We start from the raw sequence: 25,543 nt of genomic DNA on the forward strand, positions 1-25,543 counted from the left end.
CCTACGCCCCACCATCCGCCGCATCATCCCCATCAGCGCCGCCCACGTGTGGCCACCCGCCTACACCCTGGAGCCCGAGGACTCCCGCACCGCCTTCGAAGCGGTCGCCGAACGACTCGGCAGCCACGTCTCCGCGCTGCGTGACCTGCCCGCCGAGGCCATACTGTCCGCCTGGCGGGAGTTCTTCGCCGGCATCCCCGCCGAACACCCGGTGCGTTCGGGCCGCTGGTTCCGCGGCCCCGTCGTGGACGGAAGGTGGATGCCCGACTACGACCACCGCAGCCCCGTGCCGGACGTGCCCACCATGGCCATCAACACCGACACGGAAGGTTCCTTCTACACCGTGGAGACCCTTCCCCATCCCACCGACGAGCGGGAACTGCGCGGCATGGTCGCTGACTACCTGCTCAAGGGCACCGACCGCGTGCCGGACTCCCTGCCGGAGGAGCTCGTCGAGCACTACCGCGCCGCCGCCCGCCGGCGGGGCGGGCCCACCGACCCGGTGAGCCTGTACACCGAGATCTACGGGGACGGCGTGTTCCGGTACCAGATCGTCCGGCTGGCCGAACGCGCCGCGCGGGAGAGCACCGCCCCGCAGTACCTGATGCACTTCGACTACACCGTGAGCCCGCCCGCCTTCGGCAGCCCGCACGAAGCGACCTCACCGTTCCTCTTCGGCACCCACGGCACCGACCTGCACCGACGTTCCTTCGGTGACGGGCCGCTGGAACAGCAGGTGGCGGCCGAGTTCATGGACCTGGTCTCCTCCTTCGCCCACGGCGAACCCCCACACAGCGCGCACTGCCCGCGGTGGCCCGAGTTCACCCCCGACCGAGCCAGCACGCTGGTGCTGGGCGGCCGCGGCGGCCCCCGGGTCACCGAGGTCCCCAAGTACGACCAGCTGCGCGTCTGGGACCGGGCGGAATGGGTGCCACGACCGTGACCACCACGAACACCGAAACGAGGGGAGGAACCCGTGAGCGTCCCGTCGCTGCGAGACGACCTGCAACCGGCGCTGTCCGGCACGGTGCTGCTGCCGGGCGAGGAGGGATACGAGCACGAGCTGGCCGGGTTCAACAGGATCTTCGAGCAACGTCCCTCGGCCGTGGTGGCGGCGGCGGACTCCGCCGACGTGCTCACCACGGTACGTCACGCCGCCGAACGGAACCTGCCGGTCGCGGTGCAGTCCACCGGCCACGGCGTCGCCGTTCCCAGCGACGGGGGAGTGCTGATCAGTACCGCGGCGATGAAAGGCGTCCACGTCGACCCCGCCGGCCGCACCGCCCGGGTCGAAGCCGGAGTCCGGTGGGGGGAGCTGCTGCGCCGGACCGCTCCCTTCGGGCTCACCGGGCTCAACGGGGCCTCGCCCTCGGTGGGAACGGTCGGCTACGTCCTCGGAGGCGGTCACGGGCCCCTCGGCCGTTCCTACGGCTACGCCGCCGACCGGGTACGCGGTATCGAACTGGTCACCGCCGACGGCACGTGGCGTCGTGCCGACCCGCAACGGAACCCGGAGCTGTTCTGGGGGATGCGCGGCGGAAAGGGCAACTTCGGTGTGGTCACCTCGATGGAGTTGGAACTGTTCGGGGTCTCCCGCGTCTACGGGGGAGGTCTGTTCCTTCCCGGAGAGTCGGCGGAGGCGGCGTTACGGAGGTGGCGCGACTGGACCCACACGGTCCCGGACGAGATGCATTCCGGCATCGCCCTGGTGCGCTTCCCCCAACAGGCCACCGTCCCGGAACCGGTACGCGGTCGGTTCGCGGTGCATCTGCGCATCGCCTACAACGGGCCCGCCGCGGAGGGGGAACGACTGGTGCGGCCGTTGCGGGGGATCGCGCCCGCCCTGCTGGACACGGTCACCGAGATGCCCTACAGCCGGGTGGGCGAGATCCACATGGACCCCACCGAACCCGGAGTGTACTACGAACGTTCGGCACGACTGGCCGAACTCGACGACGCCGCCCTGTCGGCCGTGCTCGAGCTGGTGGGACCGGACGGTGACTGTCCTCTTCCGGCGGTGGAACTGCGTCACCTCGGTGGTGCCCTGCGGCGTCCGCCCGCCCATCCCAACGCGGTGCCCTACCGCGAGGCCGCCTACACGGTGTTCTCCGGTGTGCCGGTGGCACCGCACCAGCGGGCCGAAATCGCCCGACACCAACAGCGTCTGATCGAGGCGGTGGAGCCCTGGCGGGTCGGCGGGCCGTTTCTCAGCTTCATCAGTGCCAGGGAGAACGATCCCGACCTCGTCCGCTCCGCCTACGAGCCGGACACCCACGAGCGTCTGACCGCGTTGAAACGCTCCTACGACCCGGACAACCTGTTCCGTTTCAACCACAACATCCCCCCGTCCGAGGCGCGGGCGGCGTGAAAGGACCTTCGGACCATGGCAGTGGAAACCTCCGGAGCGGGGGCCGTCGACTCCCCCACGGCCCCCGACGAGAACGTCGTGACCAGAGTGCGGCAGGGACGACTGCGGGGCGACAGTGAGCAGGGCGCCCTGGTCTTCCGGGGCGTGCCCTACGCGAGCCCCCCGGTGGGGCCGCTGCGCTTCGCCGCCCCCCGGCCCCCCGAGCCCTGGTCCGGAACCCGGCGGGCCACCGAGTTCGGCCCCCCGTTCGTCCAGCCGATCATGCCCGGCTCCGAGGACGCGTTGTACGCCAACGTGTGGACGCCGGGGTTGGGGGGGCGGCGTCCGGTGTTCGTCTACATCCACGGCGGGGAGTGGCGGTTGAACACCGCCACCGATCCCACCTACGACGGTGCTCGGTTGGCGGTGCGGGGTCAGATGGTGGTGGTGACGTTCAACTACCGGCTGGGCCCTTTCGGGTTCGGTCTGCACGAGCAGCTGGCCGACTCCACCGGCGGCTGCTCCAACTGGGGACTGCAGGACCAGGCCGCCCTGATCGAGTGGGTCCGCGACAACATCGCCGCCTTCGGCGGCGACCCGGACAACATCACCGTCTGCGGCACCTCCGCCGGCGGCTCCAGCGCCTGGCAACTGGCCCGATTACCCCACCTACGCCCCACCATCCGCCGCATCATCCCCATCAGCGCCGGGCACATATGGTCGCCGCCCTACACTCTGGAGCCCGAGGACTCCCGCACCGCCTTCGAGGAGGTGGCCGCACAGCTGGGGGTCACGGTGGCGGGGCTGCGTGACCTGCCCGCCGAGGAGGTCTCCCGCGCCTGGGAGGGCTGTTTCGAGGGGCCTCCGGAGCGTCGGGTAGTGGGCAGTGGTCGTATCTACCGGGGCCCGGTCGTGGACGGGCACACGGTGTTCGGTTTCGACGCCAGTGATCCCGTGCCGGACGTGCCGATCATGGCGATCAACACCCACACCGAGGGCTCGTTCTTCACCCGGTTCACCGCACCGTCCCCACAGGACGACCACGAGCTCGCGGGGATGGTCGGTTCGCTGCTGCGGCTGGCCTCCGACGGGGTCGGGCGGGATCTGGTGGACGACGTCGTCGAGCACTACCGCGCCGCCGCCCGCCGGCGGGGCGAGCCCACCGACCCGCTGAGCCTGTACACCGAGATCTACGGGGACAGCCTGCTGCGCCACCAGATCGTCCGGCTGGCCGAACGGGCGGCCGCGGAGAACGACTCCGCCGTCTACCACATGGACTTCGCCTTTCCCGCCCGTGCGCCCCACTTCGGCACTCCGCACGAGGCCACGGCTCCCTTCCTGTTCGGCACGTGCGCCGTGGCGGGGAACGCGGAGGTCTTCGGTGACGGACCACGCCAGCGGCTGGTCTCCGACATCTTCGTGGACCTGGTGTCCTCGTTCGCCCACCGGGACGTGCCCAGCAGCTCTCTCGCTCCGCGCTGGCCGGGGTTCTCCCCGCACCGGGAGAGCACGATGCTGCTCGGGGGGGATGATCCGGCCCGGGTCACCGCGGTGCCCAAGTACGAGGTGCTGCGGTTCTGGGACCGGATCGGGTGGGGACCGCCGCGTCCGTGACCGCCGCCGTCCGGTTCGGGCCCGCGCCGTGGCGCGGGCCCTTTTCGTGCCTCCCACACCCCAGATTTAAAGACCATACGGTCTTGTTTTTGGGTGGAGTAGCCCACCGGCACCGGCAACCATCCTCCACCGTCGACAAGGCGGGAGAGTGTTTCCGCCGCGCACGAGCTCATTCTCCAGCAGGGTGTTCCCAGCAGACGTGAAGCTTTGTCCATCCGGAGGGGACGTCCGCCAACCCCGGATTGTCAAAACCGCTCAGTTGGTTTTATTGTTTGTGTGTCGAACCCTCGACTCCGCATCGAAGGGGGACGTACGTCGAGGCGCCAGCACTTGGGGGGAACAGCTCTGGGACGGCGAACCGGCGCTGGGGGCGGACCTTTCCTCCCACGCTCTCCGGCCCGGACCTCTCACGAAGGACGGGAGCACCGATGCCTCAACTGGATCAGACAAGAACGACCGAGTACGCCGTGGCCGACAGGTTATGCGTGCGCAGAACACTCGCGGAGCTGTGCGCGACACTGTTCGCGTGCCTGCCCAGAGCGGACCAACGGCGCAAGGGCGAACAGTATCTGACAGGGCTGCTGCGGACTCCCGGCAAGAAGTCGGTCCGCAACATTTCGGCCTTCCTGGGGGAGGAGGTCAACGAACAAAGCCTGCACCACTTCGTCAACGACTCCACCTGGGACTGGACCCCCATGTGGGACACGCTCGGGCGCTACCTCGCCAGCCACTCGCCCCCCAGGGCCTGGGTGGCACGCACCATGATCATCCCCAAGTCCGGGGAACACTCCGTCGGAGTCACCAGGCTGTTCTGCTCCGAACGCGGTCAGGCACTCAACGCCCAGCAGGCCGTCGGCATCTGGGGAGTCGCCACCGACACGGCCACGCCGGTGAACTGGCGACTGCATCTGCCGGGCTCCTGGATCGAGGACAGCACGAAGAGGAACCGCGCCTCGATCCCCCCGGACACGGTCGCCGGATCCCTGGCCGACTCGGTGGTCCGGGCCTACCGGGACACCCCGGCCCGGCACCACGTGCCCGGACGCCCCCTCGTGGTCGACGCCCGCCGGATGGACACCGGCGAACTCGTCGGCAAGCTGCACCGGGACAGGGTTCCCCAGATGTCCCGCATCAACGAGGACACCCGCCTCGTCCCGGCCGACCCCGCCCTGCCCGGCTGGAGTGAGGAGCCGGTCCACGCGGCACGGATCCTGCAGTCGGTCCGCAACCAGCGCACTCGGGTCACCCCCGTGCGCCCGAACACCTCGGAGACCGTCGAACTCGCCACGACGGTACGGGTCCGACTGCCGAAGCCGGCCGGTTCGGCACGGCGCGGTCGACCGGGCGGGGAGTTCGTGCTGTTCGGACTCGGCCGCAACGGGGCGCACTGGCCCGAACAGCTGTGGCTGACCGACATGACCACCGCCCACCCGACGGCGCTGCTGCGACTGTCCCGTCTCGACCAAGCGGTGGCCCGGCACGGTGTACGCCGGATCGAACACATGGGCATCCGGGACTTCGTCGGGCGCTCGTTCGCGGGATGGCACCGACACGCCACCCTGGTCTCGGCGGCCCACACCGCCGTGGAACTGGCCGAACGCGACGTCGCACACCACTGACCACCACACAAGAACAAAATCGCCCAGCGGGAGCGGCAACAATTCCACATCCCCGTGGTGACAGATTCCTTTCCGCGAAATTGACCCCCACCCCACTGGGAAGAAACGATCGAATCCTGTCCCGCCTCCCCACGACCACAACAATCTCGTCGACTTTCCCGAAAAAGATTTTCCGTCACGCCACACGGAGGACAACCATGTCGCTTTCTCCGCCCGTTCTGGACCTTCCCTTCGACACCGTTCCCGACTCGGGTGAGTTCCTGTCCGCCGCGATGCGCTGGCACTTCTCCCCGGAGACGGGGTCTGCGTTCTGGTTACGCAAACTCGACGAACTCGACTTCGACCCGATCACGGAAATACGCGACACCGAGGACCTGACGAAGTTTCCCGACGTCTCCTCGGAACTGCGGGACGTGCGGGTGGAAGAACTGATCCCACGCGGATACGGCAACCGCCCCGACGTCGTCGGAGTGTACGAGAGCGGCGGCACCACCGGGGCCCCGAAGAGGATCGTGCTGCTACGGGACTGGTTGGACCGGCTGCTGGGCTGGAGCAGCGCCCAGCTCGACGCCCACGGGGTACCCCACGGGCTGAACTGGCTGTGCGTCACCCCCACCGGCCCCCACATGATCGGCGACGTCATCAAACACCAGACCGCCTACCGCGGTGGGCACACCTTCACCCTCGACCTCGACTCCCGCTGGGTCAAAAGGCTAATCGGCGACGGCAGGGCCGCCGAGGCCGACGCCTACGCCGAACACATCGTCGACCAGGTCAGACACGCCCTGCGCACCCAGGACATCGGGGTACTGATGATCACCCCACCCATGCTGGAACGCCTGGCCCGTGACGACGAGCTCGTCGACCTGGTCAACCACAAGGTCCGGGCCATCAACTGGGCCGGAACCCAGATGGATCCCGACACCCGACACCTCTACCGCACCGAGATCTTCCCGCGGACGATCCTCTACAGCGGCTTCGGCAGCACCATGATCCTCGGCAACGCCAGCGAACGCCCCGGCCTGTCCGACGAGGACCCCTGCGTGTACGACCCCTTCGCGCCGTACATGAGCTTCCGCGTGATCGACCCCGACACCGGCAAGCCGGTGGGCTACGGGGAACGCGGTCAGGTGGTGATGAGTCACGTCAGCAAGAGTCTGCTGCTGCCGAACATCCTGGAACGCGACCTCGCCACCCGGATCGAACCGCCCCGGGGCACCGACAGCGACTCGGTCGCCGACATCGCCCCGGTGCAGCAGTTCGACAACGAAGGCGTCATCGAGGGAGTCTACTGATGCCCACCGAACCGATCACCCTGGACGCGCTCGGCCCCGCGGGGGAGTACCGCACCAAACAGCGTCTCCGGGTCGACTACCTCACCGGCGGCACCGCGGCCGAGCTCAGCATCGTCCCCAAGGTGTACGTGAGCCGTGCCATGGCCGCGCTGCACAAGGCAACCAGCCTGCCCGAACAGGAACGTCTGGCGGCGCTGGCCAAAGCCGGGGAGATCTTCGTCAACGAGACCATCGCAGGGCTGTCCTTCTCCGAGTACGAACACACCGTCACCCGCACCTCGGGCGTGCCGATCTCGGTGGTGCGGCAGGCCACCGCCGCCATCGCGGAGTCCGCCGCCTCCGTGGCCGACACCGCCCCGCTGGCCCGCCCACAGGGGGCGGTCGGCAGCTGGCGTGACTCCCGCACACGCGGTGGGCGGGCGATCTGGACCCGCCGGGGCGACGTGTTCGCCGTACACGCCGCGGGCAACCACCCCGGCCCCCACTCACTGTGGCTGGAGGCGCTGGCCCTGGGCTACCGCGTCGCGATCCGCCCTTCACGGCGGGAACCGTTCACCCCACACCGGCTGGTGACCGCGCTGCGGGCCGCCGGCTTCGGCAACGACCAGGTCGTGCTGCTGCCCACCGAGTACGACGCCGCCGACGAGATCCTGCGCAGAGCCGACCTGGGCATGGTCTACGGAGGAGACGACGTGGTCCGCAAGTACGGCGGGGACACCACGATCCTGCCGCAGGGCCCGGGACGCTCCAAGATCCTGGTCACCGCGGACTCGGACTGGCGGCAGCACCTGGACACCATCGTCGACTCCATCAGCGACCAGGGAGGGGTGGCCTGCATCAACGCCACCGCCGTGCTCGTCGAGGGCGATCCGGCCCCCCTGGCCGAAGCTCTCGCCGAACGGCTCGCGGCGATACCGAGTCTGCCCGTCGACGACGAGAGGGCGATCCTGTCGGCCCACCCACCCTCCACCGCCCAGGCCATGCAGGAGTACCTGGCTGCCCAGGCACGGGAAAGCACGGCCTGGCTCGGCGGTGAGGGGATCGTCGAACATCTCGACGACGGCACCGCCGTGCTACGCCCGGCCGTGCACCAGCTCGACCGTGCCGACGCCCCGCAGGCGGGCATCGAACTGCCCTTCCCCTGCGTGTGGGTGGCCCCCTGGAACCGCCAGGACGGCACGGCCCCGCTGCGCGAGAGCCTGGTGCTGACCGCGATCACCGGGGACGACCAGCTCGTCGACGAGCTGGTCGCCGAGCCCACTGTGAGCAATGTCTATCTCGGCGACTACCCCACACACTGGATCCGCCCGGGCATTCCCCACGACAGTTACCTCGGGGAGTTCCTGATGCGGACGAAGGCAGTCGCCCGCGCGTGAAGAGGAGACGTCGTGCGTGGATCACAGCCCCTGCTCCAGCTGGCCAACGAAGGAGTGTCCCGCTGGCTGGCCGGATTCGGGCGTCACGATCTGATCGACGGATCTCTACGAAACCGCGTCCGCACCGGCGAGATCACCGGTGTGGCCCACGGCCCCGGCGCGCTGGCCGGGGCCGTGGAGGCCGGTTTCCACAACGGCCGGCTGTACGAACTGCGACACCGTGCGGCCCCAGCCGGTGAGGGGGTCCGGGAGCTGTTCGCCGCCGACGCCCGCACGGCCACGGCCCTGCTGGCCCCCGTGCACGAACACACCGAGGGACGGGACGGATGGGTCACCCTGCATCCGGACCCCGACCTGACCGTGGACACACTCGACACGGCCCTCGCCCTGTGGGACTCGGTGAACCGGCCGAACCTCCTGATCGGAGTGCCGAGCACCGAGGCGGGACTGCACGCCTCGGTGGAGCTGCTCTCCCGCGGCATCGGTGTGGACTTCGGCCCGGTGCTGACCGTGGAACGCTACGACGCCGTGGCACAGGCCCACTTCACGGGCTTGGAACGCGCCCGGCACGCCGGACGGGACCTCTCGGCGATCCTGGCGGTCATCTCGGTTCCGATCACCCCAATGGTCACCGGCCTGCGCAGCGCCTGCCCACGAACCCCACCGGTGCCGTGCGACACGGCGGCCCTGGCCGGGGCCCGTCTGGTGTTCCGCCGCTACGAGGAACGCCTCACCGAGAACAGGTGGCGTCTGCTCGTCCACGACGGCGCCCGAGCACCCCGGATCCGCTGGACCGGCCTGGGGCCCCCACCCGGGCCCGCACCGTCACCTCCGAGATCCCGGACCCACTACGTCGAGGAGCTGGTCGTGTGGGGAGCCATCAGCACCCTGTCCCGACACACCCTCGAAGCGCTGACCCACCACGGCCACCCGCGGGGGGACACGGTGACCAACACCCACCGCGAGGCCGAACACCTGCTGGAGACCCTGGAAGAGACCGGAGTGGAACACTCCACGGTCGCCGAGGCCGTCACCGCGGAACTGTCCACGCAGGACCGGCGGCGGTGGCGCCGGCTGCGTGAGAACATCGGCCGTGTGCTGAGCGACTGAACCGGGACGGCGGAAAAGGCGGAAACGACCATGGACCATCTCGTCGAGGACGTCATCGGGCCGGTGCTCGAGTACGATCAGCTGCGCTGGGCCGAACTGACCCGGACGCTGGAAACCTTCCTCACCTGCCACCGGGACCCGGAGCACACGGCACGAACCCTGGGGGTGCATCCCACCACGCTGGCGCGCAGGCTGGACCGGATCGACGAACTGCTCGGCCCCACCTGGCGAGACCCCGCCCCGGCCAGAGAGATCCAGTTCGCGCTGCTGTCGCAGCGCATCGGGCTGCCGTGACCGTTGCCCCCGAGGCACCCCGGCGGGCCACCCACCGGGCGGGGCAGACGTGCGGCGAGGCCGACCGGCTCGGAAGGGACAGCCGCGTTGCTTCTCCTTCAACTGCCACCCTCCGGGCGGCCCCCACGCCGTGAGGAAGCCCCGGACTCACTACGGTGGGGCTTCCCCCGCCATGCTCGCGCGGCACGTGCCGACACCGGCAGGGGAGGCGAGCGGTCACCGCAACAAGTGCTCGGGCGAGGAAGGCAGTTCACGGCCGAGCAGCGCACGCAGCCTCCCGTAGGGCGCGGTGTCCCCGACGAACACACCACCGAGCACCCTCTCGGCCTCGGAGTCGAGCACCAGCTTGGCATAGGTGTCCCCGGTGTCCCGGGCCAGCTCGACCGCCCCGTCCGACTCGGCGTGGCTGTCGCCGAAACTGGCCACGTCAACCCCGAGAAGTTTGAGTTTGGTGGCCGTGTCGGCTCCCGTGAACGCAACGAACGGACGCCGCAGAAGCTGGTCGACGACCAACTCGGCCATGGCACGTCCCGGGGCGAGCAGCCCGTACCGTCGTCCCTCCACGGAGGCGCACTCACCGACCGCCCAGACACGCCGGTCGCCGGTGCGGCAGTGATCGTCCACCAGCACCCCGCCGCCGTCGTCCACCTCCAGTCCCGCCGCCGTGGCCAGCTCACCCCGGGGGCGGATGCCCGCGGCGAGCACCACCATGTCGGTACCCACCACCGTCCCGTCCCGCAGGGACACCGCCGAGACCCGCTCGTGCCCGTCGACCGTGCGGACGGCGTCGCCGCAGTGCACCCGCACTCCCAACTCCCCGACGAGCCGGTTCAGCAGCCCACCGCCGCCGCTGTCGACCTGCACCGGCATCAGATGCTCGGCCACCTCGACCACATGGGTACGCATCCCCAGCACACGCAACGCGTTGGCCGCCTCCAAACCGAGCAGACCCCCACCGACGACCACCCCGGATCGGGCTCCCGCCCTCGCGGCGGCGTGGATACGTTCCAGATCCTCGATCGTGCGGTAGGTGAAACACCCGGGAAGATCCATCCCCTCCACCGGAGGAACCACCGGCCGGGAGCCGGTGGCCAGCACCAAGGCGTCATAACCCAGCGTCTCTCCCGAAGCGGTTGTCACCGTGCGAGCACTCCGGTCGACCGCGACCGCCGCGGTGCCCGTCCTGGTTCGCACCATCGGGTCGGTGACGAAACCGTCCCCCAAGGCCAACCGGCTGGCATCACGCCCCCGCAGATACTCGGACAGACCCACCCGGTCGTAGGCGTGGCAGGGCTCCTCACCGAGCACGGTGACCCTCCAGGTGTCACCGTCATCCCGCGCACGCAGCGTCGACACCAGATGATGGCCGACCATGCCGTAGCCGATCACGACGAGTTCACGGACCATACTGACTCCTCCGGAGCGGTGAACAGGGCACACAGCCGCCGGACCTCGTCGGCACACCCCCCACACCCCGTGCCGGCGCGGGTCCTGCTGGCCAGAGCGGTCACATCCCGGGCTCCCTCCAACCACGCCAGTTCCAACTGGCCTTCGGTGACCCCGTTGCAGTCACACACCACGTTGTCGCCGTGCGCATCCACCGCCCCGTCCCCACGCGCCGGCACCCCCAGCAGCAGCGCCAACCTCTCCCGGGGAACCGGCCTGTCCCCGTCGAACAGCTGAGTCACCGCGGCACTTCCGCGGGGCAGCCCCAGCATGGTGGCCCGCACCAGACGCTCGTCACGCAGCACCAGCTCCGCGTAGCGCCCCCGCGCGGCGTCGCGGTAGAACACCGTCTCCACCTCCCCGGAGACCCCCTCCGCGTCCGGGCCCAGCACGGTGAGGTCGACCCCGCCGGTGCTGATCCGACTCACCCGCGGCGTGCCCCGATAACTCCGCTCGGAACCGGACAGCCACGCGGCCAACGTGGCAGCCTGCCGCCGACCGGCCACGGGATCCCCGACGGCACACCCGACATGCTCGGCACAGCCACCGATCGCGTACACACACGGGTCGCTGGTGCGCAGCCGATCGTCGACCACCACACCGGTTCCCACCCGCAGCCCGGCGGCCCGGGCCAGCGCCGTGTTCGGCACCGGGGGTGCGCACGACAACCCGACACCGTCGATCCGTTCGCCGTCGTCCAACACCACCGTCCGCCCGTCCCCACCGACGGCCTCACGGTGGGGCCACAGCTCGACACCACGCTCCCGCAGCACCGACTCCAGATGCCGCCCCCCGCCGTCACCGATCCGGCCCGCCATCGGCAGGTGCTGCCGGTACACCAGGTTCACCCTCCGCCCGGAGGAGCACAGCGCCACAGCCGCCCGAACCCCGTCGACTCCACCCCCCAGCACCACCGCCGGCACGGACCGTTCCCGCTGCCCACCGGCGAATCCGGCGAGCAGGGCAGAGGGGACACCTCCCCCCACCGTCGTGAGGTCGTGCCGCATCCCGGTGGCCAGCACCAGCACGTCGTAACGGTGCACCCGCCCACAGTCGGTCCGCACCAGGCGACGTCGCCGGTCCACCTCGACCACCGACACCCCGGCACGGACCCGCACCCCCTCGGGCCAGGGAGGCAACACCGTGTCCGACCAGGACAGCTTCCCCGCCAGCACCTCCGGAACGAGTGCGCGGTTGCGTCCCCGGGAGGACCCCAACACCGTGATGTCGGTGTGGCCGCGCGCGGACAGCGCCCCGACGAACCGGTGGGCGACCGGGCCGTTGCCCACCACGAGCACACGCATCTACCCAGCCTCCTCGACGAGGGGCTCGACCCACACCGCGGCCACCTTGAACTCGGGCATCCGACTGCGCGGATCCAACACCGGATTGGTGATCAGGTTCGCCCGGGCGGCGCCGGCATGGTGAAACGGCAGAAAAACGGTGTCCGGACGCATCCCGGAGTCCAGCCGCACCCGCAGGGACACACTGCCGCGCGCCGAGGAAACCCGAGCCCTGCCGCCCTCGACCAGCCCATGACGCCGTGCGGTGTCCGGATGCACACTCACCGTCCCCTCGGGAGAGGTCTCGACGAGTTCGTCCACCCGACGGGTCTGCGCCCCCGACTGGTAGTGCGCCGCCTCCCGCCCGGTGGTGGCCCACAGCATCTCCGCCGACTCGGCGGTCTCACCCGGCCCACGGGGTTCGACCACGACGAAACGCGCCTTGCCGTCCTCGTGGGCGAAAGCGTCCAGAAACAGCCTCCGCGTGCCCGGATGCGGAGACCGGTCGGTCTCCGGACACGGCCAGTGCAACTGCTCACCGGCGTCGAGCCGCTGGTAGGTGATGCCGGAGTAGTCGGCGGGGCCCCCGGCCGAGGCCCGGGCCAGCTCGTCGAAGACGCTCGGGGCGTGGGTCGGGAAACGTGCCGGGTCCTGGCCGAGTCGTACGGCCAGTCCGTGCAGCACCTCCAGATCCGACCTGGCCTCTCCCGGAGGGGGCAGCACCTCGCGTCGTCGAAGCACCCTGCCCTCCAGGTTGGTCATGGTGCCCTCCTCCTCGGCCCACTGGGTCACCGGAAGCACGACATCGGCCATCTCCGCCGTCTCCGAGGGCACGAAATCGGCCACCACCAGCAGGTCCAACGCCTCCAGCCGCCGCTCGACATGCGCCGAACGCGGCGCGGACACCACCGGATTCGATCCGAACACCAGCAACGCCCGCGCGCCCCCGCTGGTTCCCAGCCCGTCCAGCAGCTCGTAGGCACTGCTTCCGGGCCCGGGCAGTTCCTCTGGGGCGATTCCCCATACCTTGGCCACCTCGGCGCGGGCGTGCGGGTCGGTGATGGAGCGGTAGCCCGGAAGCTGGTCGGCTTTCTGCCCGTGTTCCCGGCCGCCCTGGCCGTTGCCCTGCCCGGTCAGGCATCCGTACCCGTTGCCCGGTGTGCCGGGCAGTCCCAACGCCAGCGCCAGATCGATGAAGGCCGCCACCGTGTCGGTACCCCCACTGTGCTGCTCGGCCCCCCGACCGGTCAGCACATAGGACCGCTCGGCCCGGGCCAACAGCCCCACGGCCTCCCGCTGCTCCGCCGCGGACACCCCCGTGACCCGTTCGACCCGTTCCGGCGGCCAGTGCACCACGCTGCGGTACACCTGCCGGAAACCGACCGTGCGTTCCCGCACGTAACGCTCCTCAAGCCACCCCTCGGTGACCACCACGTGCAGCATCCCCAACGCCAGGGTCAGATCGGTGCCGGGAACCGGCTGCAGGTGCAGCCGGGCCCGCCGCGCGGTGGCCGTGCGACGCGGGTCGATCACGATCAGCTCGGGATCCTCGAGGTGCCGCATCAGTGGGGGCATTGTTTCGGCTGGGTTGGCTCCGGCCAGTAGAATCACTTCGGCTTGGGCCAGGTCGGTGACCGGAAACGGTAGTCCCCGGTCCAGTCCGAAGGCGGCCTTGCCCGCCGTGGCGGCGGCGGCCATGCAGAAGCGGCCGTTGTAGTCGATCTGTCGTGTTCCCAGAGCCAGCCGGGCGAACTTGCCGAGCAGATAGGCTTTCTCGTTGGTCAGGCCTCCTCCGCCGAACACGCCGACGGCGTCCGGTCCGTGAGCGGCCATGATGCGCCGCAGTTCCTTCCCGACCCGGTCCAGGGCGCTGTCCCAGTCGGATCGGGCCAACACACCCCGCGTGTTGCGTACCCACGGTTGCCGCAGCCGGTCACCGGCCCGCAGCACCTCCGGCGCCGTCCACCCCTTGCGACACAGACCCCCGCGGTTCACGGGAAAGTCACGCGGCCGCACCGAGACCCCACCACCGGTGTCCCACATCCTGGTGCCGCACTGCAGAGCACAGTAGGGACAGTGCGTGTCCACACCAGAGACGTCGCTGCCGTGCTCAGTGCCCATCGTCACTCCACGGCTCCTCCGGATCCAGCCCACCGGCCAGAGTGTGGATGCCGGCCGGTTCGTCCTCCCGGACGCACCGCTGCCGCGAACACTCCAGAACCCCGGCCAACGTGTGGGTGCAGCACGCGCCCACAGTCACGACACCACGCCCGCCCTCACGGCGGGCACACTCCCACGCGCTCACACGACCACCTCCGGTTCGGCCGCGGCGAACTGCCGAGCCCCGTGCATCCAGGCCACGTAGTCATGCAGCTCCGTGGCCGACATCGCGGCCAGCGCCTCGTTGCGGGCCGTGGCCGCGGCCCCGGCGGGATGCCACAACCGGGTGCTGTCACGAGCCAACCGCTGCACCGCAGCACACCGCTGTCGGCGCAGCGCGTTGTAACGGGCGAAACGCCGTCCGAACTCGACCGGCGCACAGTCCCGCAGGGACTCACCGAGCACCACGGCGTCCTCCACGGCCATGCAGGCTCCCTGGGCGGCATAGTGCAGCATCGGATGAGCGGCATCGCCCAGCAACACGACCCGACCCTCGGTCCACACGTCCACCGGATCCCGGTCGACCAGCACCCAGGACTTCCAATCCCGCCCCAGCTCCAGCAGCCGCTGGGCGGTGTCCCCGAGCGCGGCGAACTCCCGCCGGACCACCTGTCGGGAGGTGGGAACACCGGAGAACGGCTCGGGGGCGCCGTTGTCGCTGCTGGGGGCCAGATTAAGGTACTCGCCGCCGGCGATGGGGTAGTGCACGAAGTGACATCCCGGCCCCGCCCACCACGTCACCGAACGCCACCTCAAATCCGGAGGCACTTCCTCCATCGGAACGATGGTGCGGTAGACCGTGATCCCGGAGTTGCGTGGCTGTCCGTCCCCGACGAGCTGGTCACGCACCGCCGAATGAAGACCGTCGGCACCGACCAACGCGTCCCCGGACACCCGCTCGCCCCCGGCCAGCAGCGCGCTGACCCCCCGCTCGTCCTGCTCGTAGCCGACCACGGGACAGGAAGGACGCAGCTCGATACCTCCCGACCGCTGACAGGCCCGCACCAACAGCCGGTACAGCTCACCGCGGTGCACGACCACATAGGGGTTGCCGAACCTGGCCCGATAGCGCTCGTCCAACGGCATACTGGTCACGTGCGCGCCGGTGACTCCGTCCATGAACCGCAGTTCGTCGATGTGCACCGCGGTGTGGGCCAGTCCCTGGCCCACCCCCAGCCGCTCCAGGGCGTGAATCCCGTTCGGGGCCAGCTGGATACCGGCCCCGAGCTCGGCGAACTCCGCGTTGCGCTCGCAGACCACCACACGGTGACCCTGCCGGTGTACGCTCAGCGCGGCGGCGAGCCCACCGATACCGCCGCCGGCGATGATGACTGTGGCCATCTGGGTTCCCTCCCGACTCACCGGCCGGACCCGGCCGCGTCGACCAGCTGTGCCAGTTCGAGTCGTTTGATCTTGGTCGTCGCCGTCTGCGGCAGCTCCGCCTGACGCCACTGCACGGGCTCGGCCATGCGGGGCAGGTCGGCCACCGCCTTCTGCCAGGCCTGCCGGTCCAACGGTCGATCGTCCCTGGTGCACACCACCGGCGTGGGTGGACCGTCCGAGGAGGGGATGACGATCACCTCGGTGAGTTCGTCCAGTCGGGAGAACAGACTGTCCTCCACCGACAGGGTGCTCCCGAAACCGGGGATCTCGTCCACCTCCCGGTCCAGCAGATGCAGACACCCCCATCGGGTGCGGTAGCCGAGATCACCCATACGCCACCACGGCCCGTCGGTCTGGGCGGTGAAACGCTGGTGTTCTCCCAGGTAGGTACGGATCCGGCCGTCGCTGCGCACCTCGATGTAGCCGGGGGAGTGGCGGCTGGGTTTCGCCCCGTCCCGACTGACCACCCGCACACCGGTCATCCCCGGCACGGGCACCCCCACACACCGCCCGTCGGATCCCTGACCGTGCTTCCTGCCGTGGGCACGCAACACCACCGGTCCCACTTCGCTCTGCCCGTAGATCTGCCCGAACCGGGCGAACCACCGTCGCGAGGCCCCCAACAGCGTCCGCACCGTCCGTGGATGCAACGCGTCGAAGGTGCTGCTGAAGAACTTCACGTTCACCAACGGTTCCCGCCGGTCCTCGGCCAGGGACTCCCACCGCATGTAGGAGTTCGGGTGAGCCTCCAGAATCCCCGGACGCAGGCGGGAGAACAGCTCGGCGACCCGCTCGGGCTCGGAGTCGACCAACACCGCCACGGGAAAACCCCGCAACAGCGAGATGGCCAAGGCGGTGAACAGACGCGAGTGCACGAAGGACACGTGCATCGCCACCGTCTCCCGGCGGCGCATCAACGCCGTGGCCAGTGCCTGTGGCCGGTACCGTGCCTGCAGACTCCGGCCGGTGTGCACCGCCAGCTTCGGCGTTCCGGTGGTGCCGGAGGTGTGGGTGATCAGCGTCGGATGCTGAGGGGCCGCGGTCACCGGCCGCACCCGCGGAGCACCGGAAAGCGTCCGCAACTCGGTGGCCCGCTCGTGACTGCCGGAGGTGAGCAACACGGTCGCGGCCACGGCGAACACCTCCTCCGGCAACGACTCGGCGAGCTTGGCCGCGTCGGTGACCAGGTAGGGACGCCCCACCCGCCGCAACAGTTCGAGGACCGTGTCCCCGTCGAGCTGGGGGGACAGCAGAACCGGCACCGCCCCGACCCGGGCCACCGAGCAGGCCAGCAGGGTGATGTCGAAGCCGTCGCCCTTGTGGACGACCACGTGGTCGTGCGGGCGCACCCCGGCCGCCCATAATCGCGCGGCGAAATCATCCACCACATCGGCCACATCAGGCAGTGTCATGCTCCGTCCCCGATGCGGGGAGATGTCCAGCTCGTGGTCCAGCACCACCGTGTTGGCCGGGTGCCGCGCCGCCGCCCGTTCGAAAAGCGTACCGAGTTCGATACCGCGGTTTCCGATGCGTTGTAACAACATGTCGCACCTCGAGACGTTCTTTTTTCAGTTCCCGTTTTCGATGACGTCCTTCAGGCGCGCCACCGTGGCGGCCATGTCCGACTCGAGTTTCTCGCCCCACTCCACGAAGAACCGCCGCCTCTCCTCGGCGTCCATCTCCGAGGTGATCTTGCCGATTCCTTCGGTGGGACGTCCCATGCGGAAACGGTGTGTCAGCACCGAACCACCCTCCACGGGATCCACGCTGAACTCCCAGACGCTGTCCTGGCGCCGTCCGAGGCTGTCCCGCATGGCCCAGGCGAACATCCGCCCACTACGGGCCTCGACCACCTCGGCCTCGGTGCTCCAGCGCCCCCGGACCACGGGAGCCCAGGAGACCACGTCCTCACGACGGTAGTTGTGACCACGGAAAACCGCCCCCACCGTGGCCGGATCGCCCGAGACCCACTCACCGCCGGTGCACTCCTCACTCCACTGGTGGCTGCGGGGCAGGTCACTGAACACCGCATAGGCGACCTCCGGATCCACGGCGACGAAGTCGGAGGTCTCGACACGAAACAGGAAGTCCTCGTTCGTTTCCTTTGTCGTCATGCCAAAATTCTGCGGAACAGAAACACGCCGACACAACGAACGGAAAAATGGTCAGTCACGTTCGTCGAACGCCACGAAAAGAACGGTCCGGAACGGAAAAATATCCGAGCACCAGCGGGGGAGGGGAGAGGAGAAAGAAACGGGGCGGGCCGGAGAGAAACCGGCCCCGCCCCGATCACCACGTCACCGCGATCACGCCGCCAGCCGCGTGATCCGGTCCCGCAACGTTGCCAGAAGCTCCCGCAGCAACGAGATCGCGGTCTCGTCGGTGAGATTACCCGCCTCGTCGAAACACTCGAACGCCCGCGGCACCATGACCTCGGGCGTGGCGACGACCTCCGAGGTCGTCCCCAGAAACATCTGCCGCAACGCGAGCTGGGCCCGCACCGAGCCGAAGTTGCTCGGCGAGGCCCCGGCAACGGCGATCGGCTTGTCCACCAGCGCCGAATCCCCCGGAGGACGGGTCATCCAGTCCAACGCGTTCTTCAACACCCCCGGAATCGAGGCGTTGTACTCCGGGGTCACGATCAGCAAACCGTCGGCCTCCAGCACACGCCGACGCAGATCGAGCACGGACGAAGGCAGCCCGTCCCGTTCGAGGTCCTCGTTGAACAGCGGAATCCCGCCCAGACTCTCGTACAGCTCGATCGACACCCCCGCCGGAGCGAACTTCTGGGCCGCCGCGGCCAACGCCGTGTTGTACGAACCCGCCCGCAGGCTGCCCGACACGGCGAGGACTCTCACATCATCCATAACACACTACCTTCGAACCGCCTACACGGACGTCCTTGGCTGACATCCCCCCACAGGATCGACACTCGAGACACACACCACCAGCTACGAGGCACGGAATCCGTCACCTCCCACCGACACTCCAGTCCACCAACACCAGCCCGAGGGACATGCCGCCCCCGAAACCGGCGAGCAACACGGTCTCCACCCCCTCGAACCCGCCCTGGCGGGCGCTGGCGTCCAAAGTGAGGGGAACGGAGGCGGCCCCGGTGTTACCGCACCGCCGCACCGTGGTGTGCATCCGCTCGGAACCGACACCGACCTTCTCCGCCAACTCCTCGAGCAGCCGGCCGTTCGCCTGATGCGGAACGAAATGCGTCCCCCGCGCTCCCCGCGGAAACCACTCCGACACGAAAGACCGGACAGCCGGAGCCACCCGCTCCGCCACGAAGGCACGCACGGCCCCTCCGTCCATGGTGAAACAGTGCGACCCCGCCTCCAACGACTCCACCGACGGCGGAATCCGCGACCCACCGGCGGGAACCCGGATGAGCTCACGCTGTTCACCGAAACTCGCCAACCGACTGGCGAACACCCCCCGTCCCGCGCTCGCTCCCATCACCACCGCCCCCGCGCCGTCCCCGAACAACACCGCCGTCCGCCGGTCGGTGGGATCCAGGATCGGCGAATACGTGTCCGCACCGACGACCACCGCATACCCCGACCCCGCCCGGATCATGCGCTCCGCGGCGACCAAAGCGAACACGAAACCACTGCACACGGCGTTGACGTCGAACGCGGGAGTCCCCGGCACCACACCCAGCTCCGCGGCGACCGCACAGGCGGTGGGAGGCTGCGGCGAGTCGGGAGTCGACGTCGCCACCACGACCAGCGACACCTCCGAAACCCCGATACCGGCATCGGCCACCGCCGCCCGAGCCGCCTCCAGAGCCATGTCGGAGGTGGCCTGACCCGGCTCGACCCAACACCGACTCCGGATGGCGGTCTTGCGTTCGATCCACTCAGCCGAGACCCCGGCCGCGGCTCCCACCTCCTCGTTGGTGACCACACGCCGGGGAAGATACGAACCGGTACCGACAATCCCGACCGCCGCATCCGAGTCACCCGCGCCCGTAGGTGTGCGCACCGCCAACCTCCTCGCGATCGACGCACCCGGCGGCCACCGCCGAACGGCACCGCACCGGTGCGATCCTCACCGAGGAACCTAGTCAGCCACCCACACCCGAAACCATCGGAGAAACCATGGATTGTCACCTCACCCCCCAGACACCCAGCCACCCCACCGCCGCACCCGCGCACCCCGCCGAGACGGCCATCTCCGCCGAACTGCCCGCCGCCGTCCACGAAACCCTGCCGCCCACCGGACAGCGCTACAACCTCCGCGCCCTCACCGAGATGTGGGCCCGCGAACTGGTCGAACACGCCGAACGGGACGGACGCCACCCCCACACCGCCCGCTCCTACACCCACGCCGTCGCCCGCTGGCTGCACTTCTGCCTCCGTGAGAACATCGACCCCCTCCAGGCACGCCGCGCCGATGTGGACCACTGGATATCCGGACTGGACGTCGGCCCCTCCACCGTCCGCAGCCGCCTGGCCGGACTCAGCAGCTGGTACGGCTACCTCATCGACAACCAGGCCACCGACCACGACCCCGCCGCCCGGGTCAAACGCCCCCGACACGGCCACCGCACCAACGGATCGGACACCGCCTGGCTCTCCGACGAGGAACTCAACGCGCTGCTGGCCGAAGCCACCCGCCGCGCCGAGAACGCCCCCACAGCGAACCTGGAAACCGCCGTCCGCGACGCCGCCATCCTGCGCGTACTGGTCACCACCGGCGTGCGCTCCGGCGCGGTCCGCCACGCGCGCCTGCCCGACGACCTCGGCACCCGCGGCGGACACCGTCTACTGCACTACCGCACCAAAGGCGGCGGACACTCGGCCAAACCCCTCGTCCCCTACGCGGCGGTCATGCTGGACAACTACCTACGACTCCGCGCCCAACGCCAGGGACTCGACCCCACCCAACTGACCGGGCCCCTGTTCGCCGGAACCCCCTACCGCGGCAAACCGGGAGGACGTCCCCTGTCCCACAGCTACCTCGCCACCATGCTGCGCCGCACCGCCGAAGCCGCCGGCATCACCAACCCGGAACGACTCGTTCCCCACTCCACCCGCCACAGCGTGGCCACCTCACTCGGCAAACGCCGCTCCCTGGCCGAAGTGCAGACCTACCTCGACCACGCCGACCCCCGTACCACCCGCCTGTACCTACGGGTGGACGACAACCTCAACAACAGCCCCGCCTACACCATGGCCGGAATCATCCACGACCCCCAGGAGTGACCCCAACACCGGGCAGAACCAGGACAGGGCAGGGGAGCGGCGGCCCCCACGCACTCGACTCACAACAGCGTCAACTGCCGCTGCCGCCTGCGCCGATCCCGCCGCTCACTGCTGCGCACCGCCACGTCCCCCAACTCGGACAGAAACGGCGACAGCTCACGCCGCTCGGAGGAACCACGCCGCGCAGCCCCGGTCACGTACAGCCGCTGCCGCGCCCGCGTCATCCCCACGAAGAACAGCCTCCGCTCCTCGGTGTCGTCCTCCTCCCACTGACCCGGCCACCGCAACGGCACCAGACCGTCCTCGCACCCCACCAGAAACACCACCGGATACTCCAGCCCCTTGGCCGCGTGCAGCGTGAGCAACGAGACCGCATCGGCACGGGGATCCAGGGTGTCCACCTCGGCCCCCAGCAGCACCTCCCGCCGGAACCCCTCGACATCCGCACCGAAGCCGGTCGCCAACGGACGCAACAACTCCACGGCGGCGTGCACGGTCTCCGCCTCGTCGGGAACACGCGCGGCCAACCGCTCGGCCGCCCCACGCAGCCGTCGCACCACCGAGCCCTCGTCCTCCGAGACACGCCCCAGCTCGGCCACCAGCGACTCCACCCCGGCCCGCGCCGACAACGGGTCGTGACTGCGTTTCTGCACCGGAAACCCCTGCCGAACCAACTCCTCACGCAGCACGTGCGACTGCGCGTCGGTGCGGTACACCACGGCGATGTCCCCGAAACCCACCGACCCCGTCTCGTGCCCCTCGGTACGCCCGCTGTCCAACGAATGGAAGGACGAACCCCCCAGAAGCTCGTCGATGGTACGAGCCACGAAACCGGCCTCGGCGTGCTCGTCCGCGGCCTGGTGCACCACGACCGGATGGGCCCGCACGTCCGCCACCGGACGCAACGTCCGGTCGGCCACCAGACTGCCCGGCCGCACGGCCCGCACCGCCCCCTCCACGATGTGGCGTCCACTGCGGTAGTTCCGCGTCAGCTCCACCACGGGAGCTTGCGGATAGTCCCGCTCGAACCGCAGGAAAAACCCCACGTCAGCCCCACGGAATCCGTAGATGGCCTGATCGGGGTCACCGATCACGGTCAGGTTCGCCCCCTCCGGAGCCAACAGCCGCAGCAACCGGTACTGCACCTCGTCGACGTCCTGGTACTCGTCCACGGTGATCCACCGGTACCGCTGCCGATACCACGAGGTCAGCTCGGCGTCGCCCTCCAACAACTCCACCGGCAGCACCAGCAGATCGTCGAAGTCGACCAACCCCTCGGCCCGCAACGCCTCCAGGTAACGCGGCACCAGCCGCCGCGTCTCCTCGGAGACCTCACCACCACGACGAGCGCGGGAGATCTCGGAGGCCGTCCGAGAGGCGCCACGCTCGTCACCGGTCAACCGAGCCAGTATCCCGTTCCTGCGGGCGACATCAGCCACACCGAAATCGCTCGGCAGCCCCAAAGCCTCGTGATTGTCCCGCACCAGCTCCATACCCAGCGAATGGAACGTGGCCACGGTCACCCCGTGCCCGTCAGCGCCGACCAACGCCTCGATCCGCTGCCCCATCTCCACCGCGGCACGCCGCGTGAACGTGATCGCCAGGCACTCCCGCGCCGGCACCCCCCGCTCCCGAACCAGATGCGCGATGCGGTGTGTGACCGTCCGCGTCTTACCCGTCCCCGGACCGGCAACGATCATCAACGGTCCGGGCCCCGCCCCGGCCGCGGCACGCTGCTCGGAGTCGAGTCCGGCAAGCACCCCCTCCACACCGGCCTCGGCGGGCTCCTCCCGCGACTCGGCAGCGGAAACCCCCTCCCGACAGGACACCCCGAGCTCCGCATCCGACTCCGGCATCGACTCCGCACGCTTCGGGGCCACACTCCGTTGCTGGGCCTGCGTCGACATCGCCGACAGCACCGCGTCGTCGAATAACGACACCGCACCGCCGGAACGCATCCGCGACAACTCACCGGGTTCGAAAACGCGGATCGTGCCGTACTCACCGTCGAAACCGGCCTGTCGATGCACCGCGCCGCTCCGCAGCCGCTGCACCGCCTCGGCCAGCAGAGGGTCCTCGCCCCGCAACGACTCCACCGGCACGTCCTCCAGGATCGACAGCTCGGGACCGTGCCTGGCGGTCAGCTCGCTGATCTCGCCGAACACCTTCTTACTCTTCGGGCCCACCCCACGGAGCTCGCCGACGATCTCCGGAAGCGGAATCAGATTCCGGAAACCGGCGGCGCCGGCGGGACGCACTCCCACCTGCCGATCGGCCAACGCGTCCACCCGGTTGAGCACCCCCACCGTCAACGGCTTCCCGCACTCGGGGCAACGCTTGCCGTGCGCACGCGTGTCCCGCGGATCGAACCGCACCCCGCACTTGCGATGGCCGTCCAGGTGGTACTTCCCCTCCTCGGGGAAGAACTCCACAGTGCCCTCGACACCGTCGCCGGTCTCCAGCGCACGCCGCATGGCGAAGTAGTCCAACTCGGTGTCGAACACCGTCGCCTCCCGCGCCAGCATCGGAGGCGAATGCGCGTCGGAATGACTCACCAGCGTATAACCATCCAAACCGGACAGACGCCAGTTCATCTCGGGGTCACTGGACAACCCCGTCTCCAACGCGAACACGTGTCCGGCCAGATCCCGATAGCACTCCTGCACGGAGTCGAAGCCGGCCTTGGACCCCAACACCGCGAACCAGGGCGTCCAGATGTGGGCCGGAACGAGATAGGAACCCTCACCGGACTCCAACGTGACCTCCAACAGGTCACGCGAATCCAACCCCAGGATCGGACGCCCGTCGGAACCGAGATTGCCGATGGCACCGAGCCTACGACTGAACTCCTCGGCGGCCTCGAAATCCGGCACATAGCACAGATGATGCACCTTACGGGTGTAGTCACCGTACTTGTAGATGGTGGCGATCTCCACCGACAACATGAACCGCACCGGAGCACGACAACTCGCCGGCAACGTACGCTCCAGCGCCCGTTCGTACTCCGGACGCAACCGCAACAAACCCGGCTCGGCCGGCTCGAGAACCTCACGCAGATGCGCACGCCAGGCCGGATGCGTGAAATCCCCCGTTCCCACCACGGTGATCCCCTTACGCCGGGCCCACCAGGCGAGATGCTCGATGTCACAGTCCTTGCTGCACGCACGGGAGTACTTGGAATGAATGTGCAGATCGGCGTAGAAGCGCACCCGTCGATCCTGCCAAACCCCACACCCCCCACGAACAACCACCCACAGTCGAAGCCCCCACACGACAACGGGGTGGGACCGCACCAAACGGCCCCACCCCGCACGAACGAGTCACCGGCTCAGACCAGCCCCAGAGAACGCACGGTCTCACGCTCGTCGACCAGCTCCCGCACCGAAGCGTCGATCCGCTCCCGCGAGAACTCGTCGATCTCCAGCCCCCGCACGATCTCGTAACGCCCGTCCCGCGCCCGCACGGGGAACGACGAGATCAGCCCCTCGGGCACCCCGTAGGAACCGTCCGAGACCACACCGGCCGAGGTCCAGTCGTCCTCGGCCGTACCGTTGACCCAGGTGTAGACGTGATCGATGGCCGCGTTCGCCGCCGACGCCGCCGAAGAAGCCCCCCGGGCCTCGATGATGGCCGCCCCGCGCTGGGCCACGGTCGGGATGAACTCGTCCCGCAGCCACTCCCGCTCGACCAGCTCGGCAGCGGTCTTGCCACCGACCTCGGCGTGGAAAAGATTCGGATACTGCGTGGCGGAGTGGTTGCCCCAGATCGCCAACCGGCGGATCTCGTCGACCCCGACACCCAGCTTCGCGGCCAGCTGGGCCAACGCACGGTTGTGATCCAACCTGGTCATGGCCGTGAAACGCTCCGCGGGAACATCCGGGGCGTGCGCCTGGGCGATCAACGCGTTCGTGTTCGCCGGATTCCCCACGACCAGGACCCGCACGTCCTCGGCGGCATGAGCGTTGATCGCCTCACCCTGAGGCTTGAAAATGCCACCGTTGGCCTCCAACAGGTCACCGCGCTCCATCCCCTTCGTGCGGGGACGCGCGCCGACGAGCAGACCGATGTTGGTGCCGTCGAAGGCCTGCCGCGTGTCATCGGTGACATCGACACTGTGCAACAGCGGAAACGCGCAGTCGGTCAACTCCATGGCCGTGCCCTCGGCGGCCTTGACCGCCTGGGGAATCTCCAACAACTTCAACCGGATCGGAGTGTCGGGGCCGACAAGCTGACCGGAGGCCAGCCGGAACAGCAGCGCATAACCGATCTGACCGGCAGCGCCGGTAACAGTGACAGTAACGGGGGAACGAGTCATCGAGTTCTCTCCTGGTCGCCGGGTATTACCAACGGTGATGCTATCCACCGAACAGCCGACCGCCAGTGCCCCCGGCCACGGATCA

Annotated in this window: 19 protein-coding genes; 9 read left to right on the top strand and 10 right to left on the bottom strand. The window is 69.3% G+C overall.

Features of this window, described 5'->3' with window-relative positions; translation table 11 throughout:
- The 8 genes from ACTMO_RS20845 to ACTMO_RS0109270 form a co-directional block, all read left to right on the top strand.
- The coding region (locus ACTMO_RS20845) for a carboxylesterase family protein (RefSeq protein ID WP_033401520.1) at window positions 1–943 on the top strand (943 nt) is incomplete at its 5' end.
- 33 nt (window positions 944–976) lie between these two features.
- The gene (locus ACTMO_RS0109240; protein WP_019854402.1) at window positions 977–2,368 is read left to right on the top strand and encodes an FAD-binding oxidoreductase; all 1,392 of its coding nucleotides are present in this window, start codon (window positions 977–979) and stop codon (window positions 2,366–2,368) included.
- 15 nt (window positions 2,369–2,383) lie between these two features.
- Window positions 2,384–3,961, top strand: coding sequence for a carboxylesterase/lipase family protein (locus tag ACTMO_RS0109245; protein WP_157062853.1), 1,578 nt, complete (start codon window positions 2,384–2,386; stop codon window positions 3,959–3,961).
- 428 nt (window positions 3,962–4,389) lie between these two features.
- Window positions 4,390–5,580, top strand: a complete 1,191-nt coding sequence (locus ACTMO_RS20850) for an IS701 family transposase (RefSeq protein WP_019854404.1) — start codon at window positions 4,390–4,392, stop codon at window positions 5,578–5,580.
- Between the two features lie 197 nt (window positions 5,581–5,777).
- Complete coding sequence (locus ACTMO_RS0109255; protein WP_019854405.1) at window positions 5,778–6,875, top strand: phenylacetate--CoA ligase family protein; 1,098 nt, start codon at window positions 5,778–5,780, stop codon at window positions 6,873–6,875.
- Window positions 6,875–8,251 (top strand): aldehyde dehydrogenase family protein, encoded by a 1,377-nt coding sequence (locus ACTMO_RS0109260; protein WP_019854406.1) that lies wholly within the window; start codon window positions 6,875–6,877, stop codon window positions 8,249–8,251. Before ACTMO_RS0109255 ends, ACTMO_RS0109260 begins: the two co-directional genes overlap by 1 nt.
- Window positions 8,252–8,263: 12 nt before the next feature.
- Window positions 8,264–9,361 carry a transaldolase family protein gene (locus tag ACTMO_RS0109265; protein ID WP_019854407.1) on the top strand — a complete coding sequence of 366 codons (1,098 nt, stop codon included), beginning with the start codon at window positions 8,264–8,266 and terminating at the stop codon, window positions 9,359–9,361.
- Window positions 9,362–9,391: 30 nt separating this feature from the next.
- Window positions 9,392–9,655, top strand: coding sequence for a helix-turn-helix domain-containing protein (locus ACTMO_RS0109270; protein ID WP_019854408.1), 264 nt, complete (start codon window positions 9,392–9,394; stop codon window positions 9,653–9,655).
- A 216-nt stretch (window positions 9,656–9,871) separates the two neighbouring features.
- On the opposite strand, the gene ACTMO_RS0109275 is transcribed toward ACTMO_RS0109270, so the two are convergent.
- From ACTMO_RS0109275 to ACTMO_RS0109315, 8 genes are all read right to left on the bottom strand, one after another.
- Entirely contained in the window at window positions 9,872–11,062 is a 1,191-nt protein-coding gene (locus tag ACTMO_RS0109275; protein WP_019854409.1) for an NAD(P)/FAD-dependent oxidoreductase, read from the bottom strand.
- The gene (locus tag ACTMO_RS0109280; protein WP_019854410.1) at window positions 11,041–12,405 is read right to left on the bottom strand and encodes an FAD-dependent oxidoreductase; all 1,365 of its coding nucleotides are present in this window, start codon (window positions 12,403–12,405) and stop codon (window positions 11,041–11,043) included. The genes ACTMO_RS0109275 and ACTMO_RS0109280 overlap by 22 nt, the downstream gene beginning before the upstream one ends.
- A complete protein-coding gene (locus ACTMO_RS0109285; protein ID WP_019854411.1) occupies window positions 12,406–14,505 on the bottom strand; it encodes a molybdopterin oxidoreductase family protein in 2,100 nt (699 codons plus the stop codon).
- A 180-nt stretch (window positions 14,506–14,685) separates the two neighbouring features.
- Window positions 14,686–15,885, bottom strand: a complete 1,200-nt coding sequence (locus ACTMO_RS0109295) for an FAD-dependent monooxygenase (RefSeq protein WP_019854413.1) — start codon at window positions 15,883–15,885, stop codon at window positions 14,686–14,688.
- Window positions 15,886–15,902: 17 nt separating this feature from the next.
- On the bottom strand, window positions 15,903–17,471 hold the full coding sequence (locus tag ACTMO_RS0109300; RefSeq protein WP_019854414.1) for a class I adenylate-forming enzyme family protein: 1,569 nt from the start codon (window positions 17,469–17,471) through the stop codon (window positions 15,903–15,905).
- A gap of 24 nt (window positions 17,472–17,495) precedes the next feature.
- Entirely contained in the window at window positions 17,496–18,041 is a 546-nt protein-coding gene (locus tag ACTMO_RS0109305; RefSeq protein ID WP_019854415.1) for an SRPBCC family protein, read from the bottom strand.
- A gap of 192 nt (window positions 18,042–18,233) precedes the next feature.
- A complete protein-coding gene (locus tag ACTMO_RS0109310) occupies window positions 18,234–18,794 on the bottom strand; it encodes an NADPH-dependent FMN reductase (protein ID WP_026449035.1) in 561 nt (186 codons plus the stop codon).
- Window positions 18,795–18,897: 103 nt separating this feature from the next.
- Window positions 18,898–19,920, bottom strand: coding sequence for a 3-oxoacyl-ACP synthase III family protein (locus tag ACTMO_RS0109315; protein ID WP_211212937.1), 1,023 nt, complete (start codon window positions 19,918–19,920; stop codon window positions 18,898–18,900).
- Window positions 19,921–20,036: 116 nt separating this feature from the next.
- Here ACTMO_RS0109315 and ACTMO_RS0109320 point away from each other — a divergent pair, with 116 nt between their 5' ends.
- Window positions 20,037–21,143 carry a tyrosine-type recombinase/integrase gene (locus tag ACTMO_RS0109320; protein ID WP_019854418.1) on the top strand — a complete coding sequence of 369 codons (1,107 nt, stop codon included), beginning with the start codon at window positions 20,037–20,039 and terminating at the stop codon, window positions 21,141–21,143.
- Between the two features lie 59 nt (window positions 21,144–21,202).
- Here ACTMO_RS0109320 and ACTMO_RS0109325 read toward each other — a convergent pair whose 3' ends face one another.
- Together ACTMO_RS0109325 and ACTMO_RS0109330 are read right to left on the bottom strand one after the other, a co-directional pair.
- Window positions 21,203–24,352, bottom strand: a complete 3,150-nt coding sequence (locus ACTMO_RS0109325) for a UvrD-helicase domain-containing protein (RefSeq protein WP_019854419.1) — start codon at window positions 24,350–24,352, stop codon at window positions 21,203–21,205.
- A gap of 119 nt (window positions 24,353–24,471) precedes the next feature.
- A complete protein-coding gene (locus ACTMO_RS0109330; protein ID WP_026449036.1) occupies window positions 24,472–25,458 on the bottom strand; it encodes a malate dehydrogenase in 987 nt (328 codons plus the stop codon).
- Window positions 25,459–25,543 lie beyond the last annotated feature (85 nt).

This window comes from Actinopolyspora mortivallis DSM 44261 (assembly GCF_000384035.1).
GTDB classification, from domain to species: Bacteria; Actinomycetota; Actinomycetes; order Mycobacteriales; family Pseudonocardiaceae; genus Actinopolyspora; species Actinopolyspora mortivallis.